Annotated in this window: 15 protein-coding genes; 8 read left to right on the top strand and 7 right to left on the bottom strand. The window is 78.8% G+C overall.

Going from position 1 to position 19,550, the window contains the following annotated elements:
* The first annotated feature begins 5 nt into the window (after positions 1–5).
* A complete protein-coding gene (locus tag ACFY07_RS16820) occupies positions 6–614 on the top strand; it encodes a TetR/AcrR family transcriptional regulator (protein ID WP_390869343.1) in 609 nt (202 codons plus the stop codon).
* 77 nt (positions 615–691) lie between these two features.
* Positions 692–1,489, top strand: coding sequence for a DapH/DapD/GlmU-related protein (locus ACFY07_RS16815; RefSeq protein ID WP_390869342.1), 798 nt, complete (start codon positions 692–694; stop codon positions 1,487–1,489).
* Between the two features lie 49 nt (positions 1,490–1,538).
* Here ACFY07_RS16815 and ACFY07_RS16810 read toward each other — a convergent pair whose 3' ends face one another.
* Positions 1,539–2,852 carry an MFS transporter gene (locus ACFY07_RS16810; RefSeq protein WP_390869341.1) on the bottom strand — a complete coding sequence of 438 codons (1,314 nt, stop codon included), beginning with the start codon at positions 2,850–2,852 and terminating at the stop codon, positions 1,539–1,541.
* A gap of 323 nt (positions 2,853–3,175) precedes the next feature.
* Here ACFY07_RS16810 and ACFY07_RS16805 point away from each other — a divergent pair, with 323 nt between their 5' ends.
* The gene (locus ACFY07_RS16805; RefSeq protein ID WP_390869340.1) at positions 3,176–4,903 is read left to right on the top strand and encodes an MFS transporter; all 1,728 of its coding nucleotides are present in this window, start codon (positions 3,176–3,178) and stop codon (positions 4,901–4,903) included.
* Between the two features lie 162 nt (positions 4,904–5,065).
* On the top strand, positions 5,066–5,908 hold the full coding sequence (locus tag ACFY07_RS16800; protein ID WP_390869339.1) for a hypothetical protein: 843 nt from the start codon (positions 5,066–5,068) through the stop codon (positions 5,906–5,908).
* A gap of 194 nt (positions 5,909–6,102) precedes the next feature.
* On the opposite strand, the gene ACFY07_RS16795 is transcribed toward ACFY07_RS16800, so the two are convergent.
* Positions 6,103–7,410 carry an MFS transporter gene (locus ACFY07_RS16795; RefSeq protein ID WP_390869338.1) on the bottom strand — a complete coding sequence of 436 codons (1,308 nt, stop codon included), beginning with the start codon at positions 7,408–7,410 and terminating at the stop codon, positions 6,103–6,105.
* Between the two features lie 92 nt (positions 7,411–7,502).
* Here ACFY07_RS16795 and ACFY07_RS16790 point away from each other — a divergent pair, with 92 nt between their 5' ends.
* A complete protein-coding gene (locus ACFY07_RS16790; protein ID WP_390869416.1) occupies positions 7,503–8,711 on the top strand; it encodes an ROK family protein in 1,209 nt (402 codons plus the stop codon).
* Between the two features lie 378 nt (positions 8,712–9,089).
* Here ACFY07_RS16790 and ACFY07_RS16785 read toward each other — a convergent pair whose 3' ends face one another.
* The gene (locus ACFY07_RS16785; RefSeq protein WP_390869337.1) at positions 9,090–10,481 is read right to left on the bottom strand and encodes a peptidoglycan-binding protein; all 1,392 of its coding nucleotides are present in this window, start codon (positions 10,479–10,481) and stop codon (positions 9,090–9,092) included.
* 264 nt (positions 10,482–10,745) lie between these two features.
* The gene (locus ACFY07_RS16780; protein WP_390869336.1) at positions 10,746–11,339 is read right to left on the bottom strand and encodes an ATP-binding protein; all 594 of its coding nucleotides are present in this window, start codon (positions 11,337–11,339) and stop codon (positions 10,746–10,748) included.
* 325 nt (positions 11,340–11,664) lie between these two features.
* Between ACFY07_RS16780 and ACFY07_RS16775 the strand changes: the two genes are divergently transcribed.
* A complete protein-coding gene (locus ACFY07_RS16775; RefSeq protein WP_390869335.1) occupies positions 11,665–12,792 on the top strand; it encodes a PLP-dependent cysteine synthase family protein in 1,128 nt (375 codons plus the stop codon).
* Positions 12,793–12,817: 25 nt separating this feature from the next.
* Here the strand turns inward: ACFY07_RS16775 and ACFY07_RS16770 are convergent, their stop codons facing one another.
* A complete protein-coding gene (locus ACFY07_RS16770) occupies positions 12,818–13,318 on the bottom strand; it encodes an SRPBCC family protein (protein ID WP_230652751.1) in 501 nt (166 codons plus the stop codon).
* Positions 13,319–13,505: 187 nt separating this feature from the next.
* Positions 13,506–14,315, bottom strand: a complete 810-nt coding sequence (locus tag ACFY07_RS16765) for a DeoR/GlpR family DNA-binding transcription regulator (RefSeq protein WP_230652749.1) — start codon at positions 14,313–14,315, stop codon at positions 13,506–13,508.
* A 472-nt stretch (positions 14,316–14,787) separates the two neighbouring features.
* Between ACFY07_RS16765 and ACFY07_RS16760 the strand changes: the two genes are divergently transcribed.
* Positions 14,788–17,742, top strand: coding sequence for a hypothetical protein (locus ACFY07_RS16760; protein ID WP_390869334.1), 2,955 nt, complete (start codon positions 14,788–14,790; stop codon positions 17,740–17,742).
* A 420-nt stretch (positions 17,743–18,162) separates the two neighbouring features.
* On the top strand, positions 18,163–18,690 hold the full coding sequence (locus ACFY07_RS16755) for a hypothetical protein (RefSeq protein ID WP_390869333.1): 528 nt from the start codon (positions 18,163–18,165) through the stop codon (positions 18,688–18,690).
* Between the two features lie 156 nt (positions 18,691–18,846).
* Here the strand turns inward: ACFY07_RS16755 and ACFY07_RS16750 are convergent, their stop codons facing one another.
* Positions 18,847–19,431 carry a hydrolase gene (locus ACFY07_RS16750; RefSeq protein ID WP_390869332.1) on the bottom strand — a complete coding sequence of 195 codons (585 nt, stop codon included), beginning with the start codon at positions 19,429–19,431 and terminating at the stop codon, positions 18,847–18,849.
* Between the last annotated feature and the right edge of the window lie 119 nt (positions 19,432–19,550).

Genomic DNA, 19,550 nt, shown 5'->3' with positions numbered 1-19,550 from the left:
ACCCCATGACCACCCACGCGGCCTCCCGCATGCCGCAGCAGGACCGCAGCCGGGCCACCCGCCGCCGGCTGCTGGAGGCCGCCGTGGAGTGCCTGGCCGAGTACGGCTGGGCCGGCAGCACCGTCGCCGTGGTCGCCGAACGGGCCGGGGTCTCCCGGGGCGCCGCGCAGCACCACTTCCCGACCCGCGAGGACCTGTTCACCGCGGCCGTGGAGCACGTCGCCGAGGAGCGGCTGTCCGCCGTGCGCGGGCAGCTCGCCGCGGCGCCGGACGACGGCGCGTCCCGCACGGGGATTGTCGTCGAGGTGATCGTGCGGATGTACACCGGCGAGCTGTTCCGGGCGGCCCTCCACCTGTGGGTGGCGGCCGCCCGGGAGGAGGCGCTGCGGGCCCGCATCGTCGCCCTGGAGAACCGGGTCGGCCGGGAGGCCCACCGGGCCGCCGTGGAGTTCCTCGGCGTCGACGAGCGCACCCCCGGCGTCCGGGAGACCGTGCAGGCCACCCTCGACATGGCCCGGGGCCTGGGCCTGGCCAACCTGCTCACCGACGACAGCGCCCGGCGCGCCCGCGTGGTCCGCCAGTGGGCCCGCATCCTGGACGCCGCGCTCGGCTGAACCCTGCCGCGGGCCCGCCGGTGTGACGTTCCTCCCCTGGCCGATCATGGCCGCCGCGCGGCGGCTACGGTGTGCCCATGCCCTTTCCGCACGCCCTGCTGTCCGCCGCCCGCGCCCGCCGCCGGCGCGCCGTCGGCCGCCTGGTCCACCGCGGCTGGCGCTGGGTGCAGGAGCGGGGCGCGGTCTCCCCGCAGAGCCCCGGGCCGTACCGCTTCGGGAGCCTGGGCGACGGCACGAGGCTGGCCTTCCCGCTGGGCACCGTCTTCAACGAGCAGTGGATCCACCTCGGGCCGTTCTGCATCGTCGGCGAGCAGGTCACCCTCTCCGCGGGCTTCCTGCCCGGCCTCGACCTCGGGCCGGAGCCGATCGTGCGGATCGGCGGCGGCTGCGTCATCGGCCGGGAGAGCCACATCGTGGGCCACCAGTCGATCGTGATCGGCGACGACGTGTGGACCGGACCCCGGGTGTACATCACCGACCAGGGCCACGAGTACCGCGACCCGGAGCTCCCGATCGGGAAGCAGTGGCCGCGCAACGAGCCGGTGGAGATCGGCTCCGGGAGCTGGATCGGCACCGGCGCGGTGATCCTGCCCGGCGCCCGGATCGGCCGCAACGTGGTGGTCGCTGCCGGGGCCGTGGTGCGCGGCGAGGTGCCCGACCACAGCGTGGTCGCCGGCGCGCCCGCCCGGGTCGTCCGCCGCTGGACGGCGGAGGCCGGCTGGGAGCCGCCGATCCGCACGCCCGCACCCCGGCCGGTGCCGGACGGCGTCACCGCCGAGCAGCTGCGGGCGCTCGTCGGCTGGGACCTGCGCCTGCCGGCGCAGTCCGACGGCGGGACCGGCGCCGACGCGGCGGACCCGTCCGCCGCGCCGTGAGCCGGCCGGCCGGGGCCCCGCCCCGCCCCGCACCGGGCGGGGCGGGCCGTCAGCCCGGTGTGACGGCGGCCGGCTCCGGGACGCCGCCGGGGTGCCCGGCCCGGACGACGCCGGGCTGCGCCCTGCGCAGCTGCCGCACCTCGGGCACGGCCACCGCGAGGAGGGCCAGCGCGGCGGTGACGCCCGCCGCCGCCCACAGCGCCCCGGTGAGGCCCGTCCAGACGGCCACCGGCCCCGCCACCGCCGTGCCGACGGGGGACAGCGCGAGGGAGCCGAGCCAGTCGTAGGCCGACACCCGCGCCATCCTCTCCGCCGGGATCTCCTGCTGGAGCGCCACCATCCAGTTGACGCCGAAGACCTCGGTCCCCACCCCGGAGAGGAGCATCGCCCCGGCGAGCACCGGCACCGGGGCGGACGCGGCCAGCGCCGCCGCGGGGAGGGCGAACGCCAGCACGCCCCAGTTGCCCGCCAGCAGGATGCGGCGCGGCCGCCACCGCAGCATCAGCAGCCCGCCGGCCACCATGCCGACCCCCTGGGCCGCCAGCGCCAGGCCCCAGGGCCCCGCCCCGCCGAGCCGCTGCGCCGCCACCACCGGCCCGTACACCGACTCCGTGGCCAGCACACAGGCCATCACCACGGCGAACTGCAGCACGACCGCCCACAGCCAGCGCCGGGAGGCGAACTCCTGCCAGCCCTCCAGCAGCTCCCGCGCCAGGTTCGCGGACGCCTCCCGCGCCCGCGCCGGCGGCGGGACCCGCAGCAGGGTCCGCAGTCCGGCGGCGAGGGCGAACCCGGCGGCGTCGGCCGCCAGCACCCAGCCGGGGCCGACCGCGGCGACCAGCACGCCGCCCAGCGCGGTCCCGCCGATCTGGGCCGCGTTGAGCGCCAGCCGGTAGAACGCGAAGGCCCGGCCCGCGTCCGCCGGGTCGACGGCGGCGAGGACGACGCCCTGCGCGGCGGGCATGTAGAACGCCTGGGCCGTCCCCGCCGCGGCGGAGAGCGCGAGCATCTGCCACAGCTGCGGGTGCCCGGTGAGCACCAGGACGGCGAAGGCGGCCTGGACGGCGGCGCTGCCCACGTTCGCGGCCACCATCACCCGGTGCCGGGGGAGCCGGTCGGCCAGGGCGCCGCCGAGCAGGACGAAGACCACGGCGGGGAGCAGCCGCGCCGCGGTCACCCATCCGACGTCCCCGGCGCTCCCGTCGGCGCCCAGCACCGCGAAGGCGGCGGCGACGGGCGCGGCGGCGCTGCCGAGTCCGGAGACGAAGGCGGCGGCGGTCTGGACGCGGAAGTCCCGGCCCGCCCAGGACGGGCGGCGGCGCGGAGCGGGAGCAGGAGCAGGAGCGGGTATCACGGGTGGCACCGCCGGATCATCGCTGCACGCGGCCGGGTGTGTCCACCCGGTTCCCGCCGCCCGGGCGGGCGTCCACGGGCGACGGGCCCGCCCGGCACGCGTCCCGGGGCACGCCGTCCGCGGGCAGGACGCGTCGCGCCTGCGGGACCGCCCGGCCCGGCGTGGGCCGGGCGGCGGGCGGTGTCGCCCGCCCGGGTCCGTGCGGGCGCGTCCCGCGGGCCCGCGGTGTGCACGGCGTGCACCCTGAACCGGGGAGCCGGGGGCGAGGGCCGGTCCCGGCGGCAGCGGGCCCGCCCGTCCGGGGCGGGGCGATCGAACGGCAGGACGCATTCGTGCAGAGGCGCAACGGGACGCGGCGGTCCGGGGGACCGGTCGGAGGGGGCACGCCGGCGGCCGCCAGGACCCTGTTCCTCGTCCTCGCCGCCGAGAACCTCGTGATCAACTACACCGCCACCGCCATGAACGTGGCCCTGTCGGCGCTCGTCGGGGACCTGCACACCACGCTGACCGGCGTGCAGTCGGCGATCTCGCTGTACGCCCTGGTGGTCGCCGCGTTCATCATCAGCGGCAGCAAGCTCGGCACACGCCACGGGTACCGGCGGACCTTCGCCCTCGGCGGCGGGACCTTCGTCCTGGGCGCGCTGATCACCGCCTCCGCCCCGAGCCTGCCGTTCGTGCTGCTCGGCTGGTCCGTGCTCCAGGGGCTCGGCGTCGCGCTGATGCTCCCGGCGCTGATGGCGATGCTCACCCGGACCTTCGCCGGGGCCGTGCGCACCAGGGTGCTGTCCCTGCTGGCCATGACGTCCGGGGTCGGTGCGGCGGCCGGTCCCGTCCTGGGCGGCCTGGTCACCACGTACCTGAGCTGGCGCGTGTCGTTCCTCCTGGGGGCCGTGACCACCCTGGCCGTGGCCTGGCTCATGCGGTGCACGGCCGGTGCCGGGCCCTTCCCGGGACGCCCCGGGCGGCGCCTCGACGCCGTCGGGGTGCTGCTGTCCACGGCAGGGCTGGTCCTGCTCGTCGTCGCGGCCCTGTTCGCGGGGCGGTACGGCCTGCTCAGGGCCCGGCAGGACTTCGAGGTGCTCGGCCGCACGCTGCTGGAGCGCGGCGGCCTGTCGCCCGTGCCCCTCCTGGCGGGCCTGGGGCTGCTGGTCCTGGCCGCCTTCGCCGCGTGGGAGCTGCGCCTCGTCAGGACCGGGGGCGATCCGCTGGTCCGCGTGACGGTGCTGCGGAACCGCGCCGTCCGGACCGGGATCTCGACGCAGCTGATGCTGATCCTGGTGCCCAACGGCGTGCTCTTCCTGATCCCGGTCTTCCTGCAGACGGCCTTCGGGTTCAGCGCCCTGCACTGCGGGGTCGTGCTCCTCCCGATCACCCTGGGGCTGATGGCGGCCGCCCCGCCGACCGCCCGGCGCATCGGGCGGGGGAGGACGACCCACCGGGCCGCCTCGATGGGGGCGTTCGTCTGCATGGGCGCCGGCTGCGTCGCCGTCGCCGTCCTGTTCAGCCCGCACGCCCGGGGGGTGGCGGCGGTGGGCCTGGCGCTCGCGCCGGGCGTCCTCCTCATCGGGCTCGGCCGGGGCATGGCCACGACGCTCACCGACCTCGTCCAGTCGGCGCCCGCCCCCGACGAGGTGAGCGACGTGACGGGGCTCTCCTACACGGCCGGCTACCTGGGGAGCTCGTTCGGCGTCGCGCTCGCCGGCGCCCTGATGACCACGGCGCTGCTGTACGCGTTCGAGGCCGGGACCGACGGCAGCGCCGTCCTGTCCACCGCCCAGAAGGGGATGGTGACGCGGACGCTGGAGCACCAGGTCCAGATCACCGCCGTGAACGACGACGCCCTGCGGGCGAGGGCGGCCGCACGGGGCGTCACGGGTGCCGCGGGCGGCGAGCTGGTGCGGATCAACGCGCGTGCCAGGGAGCGGGCGCTGGCCGTGTCGGCCACCGGCATGGCCGCACTGGCCGTCGTCGGCTGGCTGATGGCACGGCGCCTCCCCGTCCCTGCCGGGGCGGCGGCGGACGCGGGGCCCGGCCGTGGGGCGCCCGCGCAGGACCGGTAGGGCCCGGCTGCGCCGTTCCGTCTAAGGGCGGCGTCGTCGCAGGTGCAGGCGGCGCCCCGGGGCCGCCGGGTGCACCGGGCGCCCCGGTCCGCCGGACGTGCCGGGGCGCACGAGGCGGGACATGATGGAGGTGCGGATGCGTCGTGCGGAGAGGAGTGCGGCATGACCGGACCCGCCCCCTGCGGTGCCGGGGGCGTGCCGGGCGGCAAGTCCCGGTTCGACGACGTCTACGTCCGGCCCGACCCCCGCGCGTACTTCGGGCGGCTGGCGCCGCTCGCGTACGAGATCCCGCACCACGCCCAGCCGGTCTTCCGGCGGGCCGCCGCCGAACGGGCCGCGCTCGACGACGCCCGCCCCCACGGGCCGGCCGTGCTGGACGTGTGCTGCTCGTACGGGATCAACGCCGCGCTGCTCAACCACGACGTGACGCTGGCCGAGATGTGCGAGCGCTACACCTGCCCCGCCGCCCGGACGATGTCGACGGAGGAGCTGACGGCATCGGACAAGGCGTTCTACGCGGCACGGCGCCGGCCGGGCGCGGTGCCGGTGTTCGGCCTGGACGTCTCGGCCCCCGCCGTGCACTACGCGCTCGCGGCGGGCCTGCTGGACGCCGCCTTCACCGACGACCTGGAGCACGGCCCGCCCGGTCCCGGCCTTCGCCGCGCGCTTGCCGAGGTCGGCCTCGTCACCCTGACGGGCGGCGGCAGCTACGTCACCGCCCGGACGTTCGCGGCGCTGCTGGAGGGCGCCCGCAGACCGGTGTGGGTCAGCGCGTTCGTGCTGCGGACGGTGTCGTACCGCCCGATCGCCCGGGCGCTGGCCGCACACGGCCTGGACACCGCCGTCGACGCCTCCCGCACCTACCCGCAGCGCCTCTTCACCGGCGAGCGGGAGCAGCGCTACGCGGTCGCGGCGGTCCGGGCGCTCGGCGGCGACCCCGCAGGGCGCGAGGAGGACGGCCGTTTCCACACCCTGTACTACGCGTCCCGGCCCGGCACGCCGTGACGTCCGGTGCGCCGTGACGCCCTGCACGCCGTGACGGCCGGTGCGCCGGTCCCGGCGGGACGCCGGCCGCGGCCGGAGGCCGTCGTCCGCCGGACCGCGGACCTCCGCCGCCCGCCGGACCTCCGCCGCCCGCCGGACCTCCGCCGCCCGCCGGGCCGGTCGTCCGCCGGGCCGGTCGTCCGCCCGCCGGGCCGTCAGGGGGCTGCGGGGGAGCGGCGGCCGGCGCCGACGGCCAACAGGGCGGCGACGGCGGCGGCCGCGGCCACGGTGGTGAGGGCGGCGGGCAGGCCGAAGGCGCCGGCCAGGAAGCCGATGACCGGCGGGCCGACCAGCATGCCCGCGTAGCCGAGGCTGGAGGCGGTGGCCACGCCCTGCGGCCCGGCGAGCGCCCCGGCGCGGGCGATCGCCAGCGGGAACAGGTTGGCCAGGCCCAGCCCGACGAGGACGAAGCCGCCGACCGCGGCCGGGACCGAGGGCGCCAGCGCCGCCGTCAGCATCCCCGCGCTGGCGAGCAGTCCGCCCCCGGCCATCACCCGGGTCTGCCCGAGCCGCACCGACAGCCAGGTCCCGCCGAGGCGGCCCGCCGTCATGGCGGACGCGAAGGCGGAGTACGCCGCCGCGGCGAGGCCGGCGCCGGTGTGCAGGTCGTCGGTGAGGTGGAGGGCCGCCCAGTCCGCGAGGGCCCCCTCCCCGTACGCCGTGCACAGGGCGGTGAGGCCGAGCAGCACCACGAGGACGCGGGCGTGGCGGCCGCCGCGCGCCGCCGGGCCGCCCTGCGGGATCGGCCGCACGGGCTGCGGCCGCACCGGCGCCGGGGTGCGGACCAGGAGCGTGCCCGCAACGGCGGTGACGGCGAGTCCGAGGAGGGCGGCGAGGCCCAGGTGCCAGGCGGTGGTCAGCCGGCCGGCGAGCAGCCCGCCGAGGCCGGCTCCGCACAGCCCGCCGAGGCTGTAGGCGGCGTGGAAGCCCGGCATGACGGGGCGTCGGAGCGCGGCGACCACGTCGACGGCGGCGCTGTTCATGGCCACGTTCAGCGCGCCGTAGCCCGCGCCGAAGACGGCCAGCGCCGCGCCGAGGGAGACGGTGGAGTGCGCGTGCGCGGGCAGGGCCGTCCCGAGGCAGAGCAGCAGGGCCGAGCCCGCGGTCACCGGGTGGGTGCCGTGGCGCAGGCAGAGCCGGCCGACGACGGCCATGGTCGCGACGGCGCCCGCCGAGATGCACAGCAGGGCGAGGCCGAGCGCGGCGGGGGAGGCGTGGACCTGCGCCTTGACGGCGGGGACGCGCACCACCCAGGAGGCGAAGAGGAAGCCGTCGGCGGCGAAGAAGGCGGTGAGGGCCGCGCGCAGCGGGGAACGGGCGGGTCCGGCCGCGCGCGGGGCGGGAGGGCCGCCTGCGGCGGGGCGTCCGGCGGCGGGGCGGCGGGGCGCCCGGCCGGGGCTGCGGAGGGCGCGGGGGAGGAGGGCGGTTCCGGGGGCGGCGGCTATTTTGTTGAGTGGCGGCACAAATGCAGAATAGAGGGGTGCCGTACACGCCGACAAGTCCCGTACCGGGCGCCCCCCGGAGCCGCACCGCCGCCGGCTCCGCCGCCGGTGCCCTGCCCGGGCCCGCCGCCAGGCCCGCCCCGGACCGGGGCCGCACCGTGCTCGGGCCCGCCCTCGCCCTCGTCCACACCGGCCGGGCCCCCACCCGGTCCGCCCTGACCGAGGCCCTGGGCGTCACCCGGGCCACCGCCGGCGCGGTCGCCTCCGAACTGGCGGCGCTCGGCCTGGTCACCGTCGACGCCCGGCCCGCGGGCGGCGGCCGCGGACGCCCCTCGCACCGGCTGGCCGTCGACCCGGCCGGCCCGGTGGTCCTCGCCGCCCAGATCCACGCCGACGGCTTCAGCGTCGCCCTGGCCGGCCTCGGCGGCGTCCTGGAGGAGCCGGTGGACCTGCCGCTGCCGCGCCCCGGCGACCCCGGCCGGGTCCTCCGCGCCGTCGCCGAGGCCGGCGCGCGCCTGGTGGCCGCGAGCCCCCGGTCCTGCCTGGGCGCCGCCCTCGCCGTCCCCACGCCCGTCGCCGAGCCGGACGGCACCGCGCTCGCCGCCCTCTACCTCGACTGGCCGGCGGGCACCCCCGTGGCGGACCTCTTCGCCGCCGCCGTGGCGGAGGCCGTCCCCGGCGCCGCGCTGCCCACCGCCGTCGCCAACGACGCCAACCTCGCCGCCCTCGCCGAGCACCGGCACGGCGCCGGCCGGGACGCCCGCCACCTGCTGTACGTCACCTCCGGCCACCGGGGCGTCGGCGGCGCCCTCGTCGTCGACGGCCGCCTGCACACCGGCAGCGCCGGGCTCGCCCTGGAGGTGGGCCAGCTGGTGGTCGACCCGGCGGGGCGGCCCTGCCCCTGCGGCCGCCGCGGCTGCCTCGACGTCGAGGCCGACCCGCCCGCCCTGCTCGCCGCGGCCGGCCGCACCCCGCGGCCCGGCGAGCCGCTGCTCGACGCCGCCCGCGCGGTCACCCGCGCCGCCGGCCGGGACCCGGCGGCCCGCGCCGCCGTGGACCGGGTCGCCGACCGCCTGGGCGCCGGCATCGCGGGCATGGTCAACATCCTCGACCCGGACCGGATCGTCCTCGGCGGCCTGCACCGCGACCTGCTCGCCGCCGCCCCCGAGCGGCTGCCCGCGGCGGTCGCCGGGCAGTGCCTGTGGGGCCGCCGTGCCGGGGTGCCCCTGCTGCCGGCCGCGCTCGAGCGGCCCGACCTGGCCGGCGCCGCCGAACTGGCCTGGCAGCCCTACCTCGACGACCCGTCGGCGGTCGCGGCCTGATCCGCGGCGCGGGGGAGGCGGGGCCCGGCCGCCCGGCCGCCCGGCCGCCCGGCCGCCCGGCAGGGGAGGCGGGGCGGGAGGCCGGCCCGTTTGCCGACGGGGGCCCGGCGGCGCCCGCCGGACCCCCGTCGACGGACGCAGGGCGGCGGTTCTGCGCGGGCGGCCAGGGCGCGCAGGCGGTCCGCACCCCCCGCGGCGGTCCGCACCCGGTCCACCGCCGCCCGCCGCCCGCCGCTCCGCGGCGCCCCGTGCCCGGCGCGGCCCCGCCCGCTCCGTGCGTGATGATGCTCCCGGTGAGCCGGCACATCCCCAACAGGGCAGTCGGAACGTCAGCCGGTCGGAGGGTCGGCCCCACCGGCAGCGCCATCACGTACATCATCACTGGCGGTCGAAGAGGCGCTCCCAGGTCTCCGGGCCCGGGTAGCCGTCCGCGGCGGCACCGCGCCACCCCTGGGCCCGCTGGAAGTCGCGGACGTTCAGGCGGTCGGCCTCCGTCCACACGCGGTTCGGCCCCACCCGGTACCGGCCGCCGTAGCCGCGCGCCACGAGGCGGCGCCCGAGCTCCAGGATCCCGCCGCCGATCCGCCCGGGGCGGAAGGCGCCGGCGCCGGGGAAGGCGCGGGTGCCGCCGGCCGCCGGCAGGGAGCGGTACCCGTACCCGTACCCGTCCGCGTGCGGGATGTCCGCCCCGCCGCCCTCGACCAGCAGCCGCCAGGTCTCCGGGCCCGGGTAGCCGTCCGCGGCGGCACCGCGCCACCCCTGGGCCCGCTGGAACGCCCGGGTGGCCTCCCGGTCGGGGAAGCCCCAGTCCGGTCCGGGACCGTCGTCGTAGAACCGGCCGCCGCCGCGCGCCACCAGCAGCGACCCCAGCGTGCTCACCGCGTCGTTGGTGGCGCCGGGGCGGAAGGAGTCCTCGCCGGGGAACGGCGTCTCCTCGCTGCTGCCCTGCACCAGGTACCGGTAGCGGTAGGCGCGGTACTGCCCGGAGTGCGTGAAGTAGCCGTAGGGGATGGTGCGCCGCAGGGTGTGCGGCGGCGCCTGCTCGTAGCCCACGTACGCCCGGTGCGAGCGGTCGGCCCAGTGGTCGAAGAGGACGACGTGGGAGCCGCGGACCGGGTGGCGGGCGTTGTGGAAGAGCAGGATGTCGCCCGCCGCGAGCTCCCGCTTGGGGATGCGCTCGGCGAAGTCGGCGAGGTTGCCCGTCCAGGCGCTGTCCGGGAGGTCCCAGGCCATGGAGATGAAGCCGGAGCAGTCGGTGCGGTAGCCGTCGCGGTAGCGCGACTGGCTGTAGGGGATGCGCCGGTCCAGCCAGCGGGCCGCGCGGGCGACGATCTCGGCGCGGGTCAGCTCCCGCACGTCCGTCCGCGCCCGCCCGCTCCGGCGCGCCGGCCGCCCTCCGGGGGCGGCCGCGGTACCGGTGGCCGCGGCCGCCGTCCGGGCGCCTGCCGCGGTCCGGACCGCGGGCGCGCCGGCGGTCAGCGCGACGGTGCGGACCGGGCCGCCCGCCGCGGGCAGGTCGGCGGCGGACGGCAGTCCGGCGGCCGGCCGGGCCGGCGCGTCCGCGGGGGCGGCGTGCGCGGCTCCCGCCGCGGTGAGCGCCGTGCCCGCCGCGGCGACCGCGACCAGGGGGCGCAGCGGGGCGTGCCCCTGGCCGCCGCCGGTCCCGGCGCGGCGGAGCCGGCGCACGTCGTGGGCGAGCCGTGTCGCGCTGCACGCGGGGCAGAGGCAGCCCTCGGCTGACGGTACGTCACGGAATGTCGGGGTCTCCACAGTGTCCCTCCCTCGGTCGGAAGGCCGACTGTAGCCAGATCGTCCAGGATTAGTACTATTTGTAACGGTGTGTCGTGCGCGGTGCACTCCTCCGGCCGCCCCGCCCCGCCCCGCCCCGGCTCGCCCGCCCCGCAGCGCGACGCAACGGGCGGTGGCGGCACCCCGGGGTGCCGCCACCGCCCGCCCTGCACCGTCCGTGCCGCCCGTGCCTCCGGTACGGCCCGTACCGTCCGCGCCCCGACGCCGCCGGCCGTGTCCTCCGCGTCAGCCGCCCGGCACCGCCACCGGGCGGGCCCGGTCCGGCCGTGCGGGCGCGTACGGGACGTCCCCCACACCCGCGGGCACCAGCAGCGGCGCGGTGCGCAGCGGGGCGGCCGGCCGCAGCGGGTCCACCGCGAGCCGCGGCCGGGCCACCGCCCGGCGGACCCCGGCGGCGGGCGGCGGGGCGGCGAGCACCGGGTCGGAGCCCAGCGAGAACCAGACGACCTTCCCGGCCAGGCGGCCCTCCGGCTCGGCCTCGGCGCCCCACTCCTTGCTGAGGGCCGCCACGATGGCGAGCCCCCTGCCGCTGACCTCCCACACGTCGGCCTCGCGGGCCACCGGCAGGGTCGGGTCGGCGTCGTGGACCGACACTGTCAGCAGGTCGGCCGCGGCGGCGAGCCGCAGCACGCACTCCTCGCCGCCCGCGGCGTGCTGGTGGACGTTGGCCAGCAGTTCGGTCAGCCCCAGCAGCGCCGAGTCGACCAGGGGGGAGAACCTCCAGTACCGCAGGTGTGCCGCCGTTATCCGGCGCACGGCTTCGAAGCGGCTCGGGACTGCGGCCAGCCGCAGTTCGTAGTGCCTGACCCGATCCTCCATGACGCGACGACTCCCTCCGAGGTGGGGCCGGCTGCGCGTCGCGAGACGCTCGAACGCGCAGAGTGTCTGGGTCGCAACGGAACGCGATGTGCACCAGGGTCACCCCGATGCGGGGGTTCCGCAACTTGCGCATCCGCGGGCGCGGTGCTGCGCCGGGGGCGCACGGTGCGATCGGGCCGGTGGCGGGCCGTGCGCGCGGGCGCGTCCGGCCGTTCGGCGGACGGGGGTGGCATAAGGGGCGCATGGAGGGCGCGTAACAGTCACTTATGGTCTTCGCCTGTTACGCTGTGCGTCGCACACCACCGGCGCGAGGAGGCCCGACGGCATGGCAGACCCCCGGGGGACGGGCGTCCCGGCCCCGACCGTGGACGTCGACCGGTCCGACGACGCCTACCGCGACTGGCTCAAGGAGGCCGTGCGCAAGGTCCAGGCCGACGCCAACCGCTCCGCCGACACCCATCTGCTGCGCTTCCCGCTGCCCGAGGACTGGGGCGTCGACCTCTACCTCAAGGACGAGTCCACCCACCCCACCGGCAGCCTCAAGCACCGCCTCGCCCGCTCGCTCTTCCTCCACGCCCTGTGCAACGGCTGGATCCGCCCCGGGCGGCCCGTCGTCGAGGCGTCCAGCGGCTCCACGGCCGTCTCCGAGGCGTACTTCGCCCGCCTGGTCGGCGTGCCCTTCGTCGCCGTCATGCCCCGCACCACCAGCTGGGAGAAGATCGGCCTCATCGAGTTCCAGGGCGGCACCTGCCACCTCGTCGACGACCCGCGCACGGTGTACGAGGTCTCCGCGCGCCTCGCCGAGGAGACCGGCGGCCACTACATGGACCAGTTCACCTACGCGGAGCGCGCCACCGACTGGCGCGGCAACAACAACATCGCCGAGTCGATCTACAGTCAGCTCCGCATGGAGCGCTTCCCCGAGCCCGCCTGGATCGTCGCCACCGCCGGCACCGGCGGCACCTCCGCCACCCTCGGCCGCTACGTGCGCTACCTGCAGTACGACACCCGCATCTGCGTCGCCGACCCGGAGAACTCCTGCTTCTTCGACGGCTGGGTCAGCGGCGACCTCGACGTGCACTGCGACCGGGGCTCGCGCATCGAGGGCATCGGCCGCCCCCGGATCGAGCCGAGCTTCGTGCCCGGCGCCATCGACCGCATGATGAAGGTCCCCGACGGGGCGTCGGTCGCCGCCGTCCGCATGCTGGAGCGCGTCCTCGGCCGCCGCGCGGGCGGCTCCACCGGGACCGGCCTGTGGAGCGCGCTGCGGATCACCGCCGAGATGCGGGCCGCCGGGCGTCGGGGCAGCGTCGTCACCCTGCTGTGCGACCCGGGCGACCGCTACCTCGACAAGTACTACTCCGACGACTGGCTCGCCGCCCAGGGCATCGACACCGCCCCCTACGCCGCCGTGCTCGACGCCTTCCTCGCCGGCGGCGGGTGGCGGGACTGACGCTCCGTCAGGAGCTCCTGCGGGGTCAGCGGGGGGCCGCGGCCGCGAGGCGCTCGTCCAGCCGCCGCGCGGCCCGCCGGAACGCCCGCCCCAGCAGCGGCCGCGCCGCGCCCCACAGGGCGGCGGCGGGCCGCCGGGCGTCCAGCGCCGTCGTCCACTGCAGCCGGGTGCCGCCGTACGGGGACGGCGACAGCCGCCACTCCTCCGCCATCTCCAGCACCCCGGGCACGTTGGTCTCCTCCACCCGGTAGGCGAACCGCCGCCCCGGTTCGGCAGCCGTCACCGTCTCCGTGAAGCGCGCGCCGCCCACCAGCCCGACCCGGCGGCGGCCGCCCTCCCGGCACGGGGGGCCGTCCGCGTACGCCACCGAGGACACCTCGCGGAACCACGCCGGCCAGCCCTCGGGCACCTCCGCCAGCTCCCGGTAGACCGCCTCCGGCGGTGCCGCGAGCACGGCCGTGAGGACCAGGCGCAGCGGCGCCGCGTCGAGGAAGTCCGCGCTCCCGGGCCTCAGCCGCCGTGCCATCGTGCCGCCTCCCGCTCCGTGCGACCCCGCTCCGTACGACCCGGCTCCCGCGGGTCCCCGCCCCGGGCGGTCCCGTCCCGCATGCCTCCGCCCCGGCCGGTCCGCCGCCACGGCGGACCCGCGTCCGGGGGCGCCATCGTACGGGAGGCGCCGCCGCCGCGGCGAGGGCGCGCGGGAGGGCGGCGGGTCAGTCGGACGCGCCCGCCAGCACCAGCTCGCCCACGTGCTCCCGGGCCGCCTGCCGCGCCTCCTCGGGCAGTCCGGCGTCGCACACCCAGGTGTCCACCTCGTCCAGCGAGGCGAAGGTGGAGAGCCCCACCGTGCCCCACTTGGTGTGGTCGGCCACCACCACCAGGCGGCGGGTGGAGGCCACGAAGCTCCGGTTGGTCTCCGCCTCCGCGAGGTTGGGCGTCGACAGGCCCGCCTCCGGCGAGACGCCGTGGCAGCCGAGGAAGAGCAGGTCGAAGTGGAGCGACCGGATCGCCCGGTCGGCGATCGGCCCCACCAGCGCGTCCGAGGGGGTCCGCACCCCGCCGGTCAGCACCACGGTCGTGCCCGCCCCGCCGCCCTGCCGCCCCGCGGCCTCGAACACGTCGGCCACGCGCACCGAGTTGGTCACCACCGTCAGCCCCTCCACCTGGGCCAGCCGGTGGGCGAGCGCGAAGGTGGTGGTGCCGCCGGAGAGCGCCACCGCGCTGCCGGGGGAGACCAGGCCGGCCGCCGCGCGGGCGATCTCCTCCTTGGCGCCCTGCTCCAGCGACGACTTCGCCTCGAACCCCGGCTCGTGCGTACTGGCCTCCTCGACCGGCACCGCCCCGCCGTGCACCTTCTCCAGCACGCCCTGCCGGGCGAGGGCGTCGAGGTCCCGGCGGATCGTCATGTCCGAGACGCCGAGGCGCCGGGTGAGCTCGTTGACGCGCACGCCCCCGCGGCGCCGCACCTCGTCGAGGATCAGCGCCCGCCGCTGCTCGGCGAGCAGGTTGCCGTTGTCGGTCAAGGGGGCCGACCCGCCTTCCGTTTGCGCTCCGTCCCTGGTGTGGGGGGCCATCGTCGCACGCGCGCCCGGGGCGCGGCCACGTCCGGGCGCGCGTTCCGGCCCCGGCGCGCGCCCCTCGTCCGGGGGGCGTCGCCGCACGGGAGGTGTACGCACGGCCCCGGAGCGGAACCATGGACTCACCGGGTCCGTCCCGGGCGGACCGCCGCACGCCGCCCCTCCGGGCCCGCCCGCCTCCGTACGCGTCCTCCGCACCTGCCGCCGCCCTCGCGCCCCCGCGCCGCCCGGACCCCCGTACCCGCCCCCCCTGCGCCTCCGGCCCGTCCCGCCGCCGGGCGTGCGACCCGCACCGGCCGCGCGCCCCCGTCCGGCCCGGCGCGCCGTGCCCCACGACCCGCGCCGCCCACGACCCGCACCCGCCCCGCCCCGTCCCCACCCGCCCCGCCCCGTCCCCACCCGCCCCGGGGGAGAGCCCGTGACTCCTGCACCCGGACCGGCCGGCGGGCCGCCGCCCGCGCCGGCCCCGCCGCCCGCCGCCCTGCCCGCCCCCGCCCGGCCCCCGGACCCGGGGGCACGGCCCGGCCCCGCCCTGGAACTGCTCGTCCACGGCGTCGGCGGCGCCACCCCCGACGGCATGCTGGCCGACCCGTACCCGGTCCGGGTGCTCGGCGACGAGACCGCCGGCCTCTACCGCCGCCGCTCCGACGTACAGGCCCAGGACCACCCGCAGGGGCGCCGCCGCGGCCCCCTCCAGGAGGCCTACTGCTGGTCCGGCCTCACCTCCGGTGACGGCACCCGTGCCCTGTGGCTGCTGCTGCTCCCCTTCATGGTCGTCAACCTCGCCCACTGGATGCGGCCGCCCGCCCCTCCCGGACGGCCGCCCGGCCGCACCGGGGCCGCCTACGACCTGCTGCTGCGGCTGCTGGCGCTCGTCCTCACCGTGCTGCTCGCCGCCGGGGCCTGCGAGGTGGTGCTGGACCTGGCCGCCTGGCAGTGCGCCGGGAGCACCGGCTGCGCCTCCCACCTGTCGTGGCTGCGCTTCGCCGCCGACCCGCACAACCGGTGGCACCAGCCGGGGCGCCGGCTGGTCCTCGGCGCGCTGCCGCCGCTGGCCCTGGTCGCCCTGCTCGGCCACCTCTCCCACCGCACCTGGAGCGTCTTCGAGGCCCACCAGCCCGGCGGCGTCCGGGCGGCCGGGCGGTCCGCGGCCCCCATGGAGCAGCCCGGGTTCTGGTACGGCAAGCGACCCGTCGGCCGGCTCCGCATCGCCCACCTCGCCGCCGCCCTCGCCACCGTGGGCGCCGCCCTGACCGCCCCCGCGCTGCGGCACGACGCCGCGCACGGCGGCCCGCACCCCGTCCTGCTCGGCGCCGGCGTGCTGCTCGCCGTCCTCCTCGCGGCGGTGGCGGCCGCCGCGGTGGCGGTCACGGCGGGCAGCTCCCGCCGTGAGCACCGTCCGGACGACGGCCGGGACGGGCCGCTCCTGCGCCGCCTGCACTGGGCCGCCCTCGCGCTCTGCGCGGCCGCCCTCCCCTACAGCGGATGGGGCCGCGGCGACTGGACCTCCTCCGGCCCGCTGCCCGGCGCGGGCACCGTGTTCACCGTGCTGACGGGCGCCCAGCTGCTGCTCGTCCTCGGCCTCGCCGCCGTCACGGCGCTGCTCGCCCGCGCCGCCCGGTCCGCGGCGGGCGCCGCCTCCGCCGCACCGGACGGCGGGCCCGGGCGGTCCGGTCCCGGTGCGCAGGGACCGGGCGCCGGGAGTGCTCCGGACGCGGGGGCCGACGGCCCCGGCCCCGCGGGCGCCGACGGTCCGCACAAGGGCGCCGCCGGTCCGGACGCGGGCACGGGGAACGCGGGCACAGGGGGCCCAGGCGACGCGGGAGAGGCGGGGGAGGCGGGGGAGACGCCGCCCGCCGCCCTCGCCGGACCGCCGCGCGTACCCGGCGACGCCCCCGCGGCCGTACCGCCGCAGGCCCGCCGCCGCGCGCCGGACCCCGCCGCCCCGGGCTCCTCCCGCGCCGAGGGGCCGCCCGCGGGCCCGCAGCCGCCGGACCCCGCCGCCCCCGCCGTGCACGGCCTCCCGTCCACCGGTGCGGCGCCGGCCGCATCCCCGGCCGGTCCTCCCCATCCGCCGCCAGGCGCCTCTCCGGCCCCCGTCCCGCCGGCCCCCCTCCCGTCCTCCGACGGTTCGCCGGATGCACCCCCGGACGGTCCGGGGGACCGCCCGCAGCCCCTCCACGCGCCCGGCTTCGGCGGCCCCGACGGGCCCGCGCTCCGCGGCTTCGGCGGCCCGGTGACGGCCGGGCTCGCCTGCGGTCTGGCCGTGCTCCTCACCTCCGGCGCGGTCGTCTGGGCCTCCGACTGGCTCAACCGCGGCGCCGGCCCGGGCGAGCGCCGTGACGCCCTGCCCGGACCGCCGCCGCTCCTCATCTGGCACGCCGCCTGCTTCCCCGTCGTCCTGCTGGCCGCCGCCGCCCTGCTCCTCCCGCTCGGCGGCCGCACCCTGCTCCAGCAGCGCCGCCTCGCCCGCCGGGTGCCCGCCGCCTACGGCCTGGACCCCGCCGCGGCGAGCCCCGAACGGTCCGCCGCCGTCGCGGGCGCGCTCGCCCGGGCCCGCCTCACCGACTCCGCCCCGGCCCTCCTCTGCGCCCTCGCCCTGCTCTCCCTGGCGGCCTGCGCGGGATCGCTCGCCGGGGCGCTCGCCAGCCGCACCGTCCCCGCCGTCGCCGCCCGCGGCACGCCCGTCGCCGTCTCGTACACCGCCGACGCCGCCCAGGCCCTCGGGTCCTGGCTCATCGGCACCGCCGTGGTGGCCCTGGTGACGCTCGGCCGCCGCGCCTACAAGGGCGCCACCGCCCGCCGCACCGTCGGCATCCTCTGGGACGTCGGCACCTTCTGGCCGCGCGCCGCCCACCCCTTCGCCCCGCCCTGCTACGCCGAGCGGGCCGTGCCCGACCTGGTGGCCCGCATCCGCGCCTGGTGCGACCGCGTCCCGGACGGCCGGATCGTCGTCTCCGCCCACTCCCAGGGCACCGTCATCGCCGCCGCCGCGCTGTGGCAGCTGCCCGGACCGGTCCGCCGCCGGGTCGGCCTGCTCACCTACGGCTCGCCGCTGCACCGCCTGTACGGGAGGTTCTTCCCCGCCTGCACCGGACCGGCGGACCTCGACCGCCTGCACCGCCGCACCCGGGCCTGGCGCAACCTCTACCGGTACACCGACCCCATCGGCGGCCCCGTGCGGGTGCCCGCCGCCCCGGGCGAGGAGCCCGTGGACGCCCCGCCGCTCACCGACCCGCCCTCCTACGGCCGCACCCCGGAGCAGCCGCTGCCCACCCAGGTCGAGGGCCACTCCCACTACCAGGCGGACCCGGCCTTCGCCGCCGAGCGCGAGGCCCTGCTGGACCGGCTCGACCGGCTCGACCGGCGGTGACGGCGGACCGGCCCCGTCGTCCCAGGCCTGCCGTTCCACCCCGGCGGCCGCCCGGCCTGCCGGGACCCGGGTGCACGCGACGCGGTCGTTCCCCGCGCCTCGCGACGTCGGGTGACGAAGCCGCAGGGAACGGCCGCCGTCCGCGGGCCACCCCGTCGGCGTGCCCGCAGGCGGGGCGACGGGCCTTTCGCCCCGCTTCCGGGCCGGGGTCCGCGACTGCCCCCACGCCCGTGCGGACGCGCCCTTCGGGCCGACCGGCGCGGTGGCGGGCACGGGCAGGCCGGTCAGGACCCCGAGGCCGCATCCGGCTCGGGCGTCCTCCCTGCGGGGGAGGCGGATCGACGGTGCGGATGACGAAGACGCCCGGCACCGGTGGCATCGTCGAAGGGCCGGTCCACCCCAACCCGCACGGAGCTTCTGATGACAGGTCAAAACCCTTCGGACGTCACGGTCGCCCCGCCGCGGTGGGCCGTGCGGGCGGCATGGGCGACGGTGCTCTGCACGGTGCCGTCGTGCGTGTGGCGGCTGTCGCTGGGCCTCGGGGCCGACGTCGGCTTCACGGGCCGGCTCGGGGCGATGTACACCGGCACGGCGGTCACGGTCTACGTGCTCGTCCTGTCGGTGGTGTCGCAGGCCGCCGCCTGCCTGACGCTCGGCCTGGTGAGACCCTGGGGGGAGCGGGTGCCGCGCTGGATCCCGCGGCTGGGCGGCCGCCGCATCCCCCCGTCGGCCGTGGTCGTCCCCGCCTCGCTCGGCGCCCTCGCGGTCGCGGCCCTGTGCGCCGCGGTCGCGCTGGTCCCCGGCGGGCCCCTGGACAACCCCGACTTCCCGCACGGCGGCGCCGGCGTGGTGATGGATCTCTGCTACGCGCCGCTGCTGGCGTGGGGGCCGCTCGTCGCGGTCCTCACCGTCGCCTACGCCCGACGCCGCGCCGGGCGCGCGGCGTAGGCCCGGGTCCCGGATCGAGGACAGCGTCCTCCGGGTCCCCCCCGGCCCCGCGCAGGCCGCGGGCGGACGGCCCGCGACGCGCGGTGTGCGACGGCCCGGGGCCTCCCGGCGGGCGGAAGGCGTCCGCCGGGAGGCCCCGGGCCGGCCGCTGCGCCGTCAGGGGCGGGTCTTGGCCAGCAGTTCCACGACCTCGGCGGTGGTACCGGTCTCGCCGAGGCGCGGGAAGATGCGCTCCACGCTGTTGCGGTGGGCCTCGGCGTCCATGTCCGCCATGGCGTCGGTGGCCAGGGTCACGTGGTAGCCGTGCTCGTACGCGGCGCGCGCGGTGGACTCCACGCCGATGCTGGTGGCGATGCCGGCCAGCACGACCTGGGTGACGCCGCGGCGGCGCAGCTGGAGGTCGAGGTCGGTGCCGTGGAAGGCGCCCCAGTTGCGCTTGGTCACGGTGATGTCGCCGGAGTGCCCGGCCAGCTCGGCCACGACGGTGTCCCACCCCTCCGGCCGGGGGCCGCCGGGACGCCGCACCTCGGTCCGGCCCGGCACGGCGTCCGAGCCGTCGGGGGCGGAGGTGACCCGGACCAGGACGACCGGCAGGCCGTGGGACCGGAAGGCGTCGGCCAGTTCCACGGCGCGCGCCACGACCTCGGGGCCGGTGGAGGGGGCGGTGGGCAGGGCGGTGATGCCGTTCTGCAGGTCGACGACGACGAGGGCGGTGCGCGGGTCGAGGGTGCTGAGCGTCATGGTGCGGTGCCTTTCGTGCAGGGACGTGTTCCAGTGGTGCCGGGTGCCGGGTGCCGGGTGCGCCCGGGGGCCACTGCCCGGCCGGGGCCCGCTGCTCCGGTGCCGGGGGCGCCTGCCGG

This window comes from Streptomyces sp. NPDC001380, from assembly GCF_042895785.1.
GTDB lineage: Bacteria > Actinomycetota > Actinomycetes > Streptomycetales > Streptomycetaceae > Peterkaempfera.
The sequence above is the reverse complement of the archived record's forward strand: the minus strand, read 5'-3'. Positions and strand labels throughout refer to the sequence as shown.

Excerpts from the sequence above, each read along its gene's own strand:
- ACFY07_RS16820 (WP_390869343.1), top strand. The coding sequence starts at position 6 with ATGACCACCCACGCGGCCTCCCGCATGCCGCAGCAGGACCGCAGCCGG.
- ACFY07_RS16815 (WP_390869342.1), top strand. The coding sequence starts at position 692 with ATGCCCTTTCCGCACGCCCTGCTGTCCGCCGCCCGCGCCCGCCGCCGG.
- ACFY07_RS16800 (WP_390869339.1), top strand. The coding sequence starts at position 5,066 with ATGACCGGACCCGCCCCCTGCGGTGCCGGGGGCGTGCCGGGCGGCAAG.
- ACFY07_RS16780 (WP_390869336.1), bottom strand. The coding sequence starts at position 11,339 with ATGGAGGATCGGGTCAGGCACTACGAACTGCGGCTGGCCGCAGTCCCG.
- ACFY07_RS16775 (WP_390869335.1), top strand. The coding sequence starts at position 11,665 with ATGGCAGACCCCCGGGGGACGGGCGTCCCGGCCCCGACCGTGGACGTC.
- ACFY07_RS16770 (WP_230652751.1), bottom strand. The coding sequence starts at position 13,318 with ATGGCACGGCGGCTGAGGCCCGGGAGCGCGGACTTCCTCGACGCGGCG.
- ACFY07_RS16755 (WP_390869333.1), top strand. The coding sequence starts at position 18,163 with ATGACAGGTCAAAACCCTTCGGACGTCACGGTCGCCCCGCCGCGGTGG.
- ACFY07_RS16750 (WP_390869332.1), bottom strand. The coding sequence starts at position 19,431 with ATGACGCTCAGCACCCTCGACCCGCGCACCGCCCTCGTCGTCGTCGAC.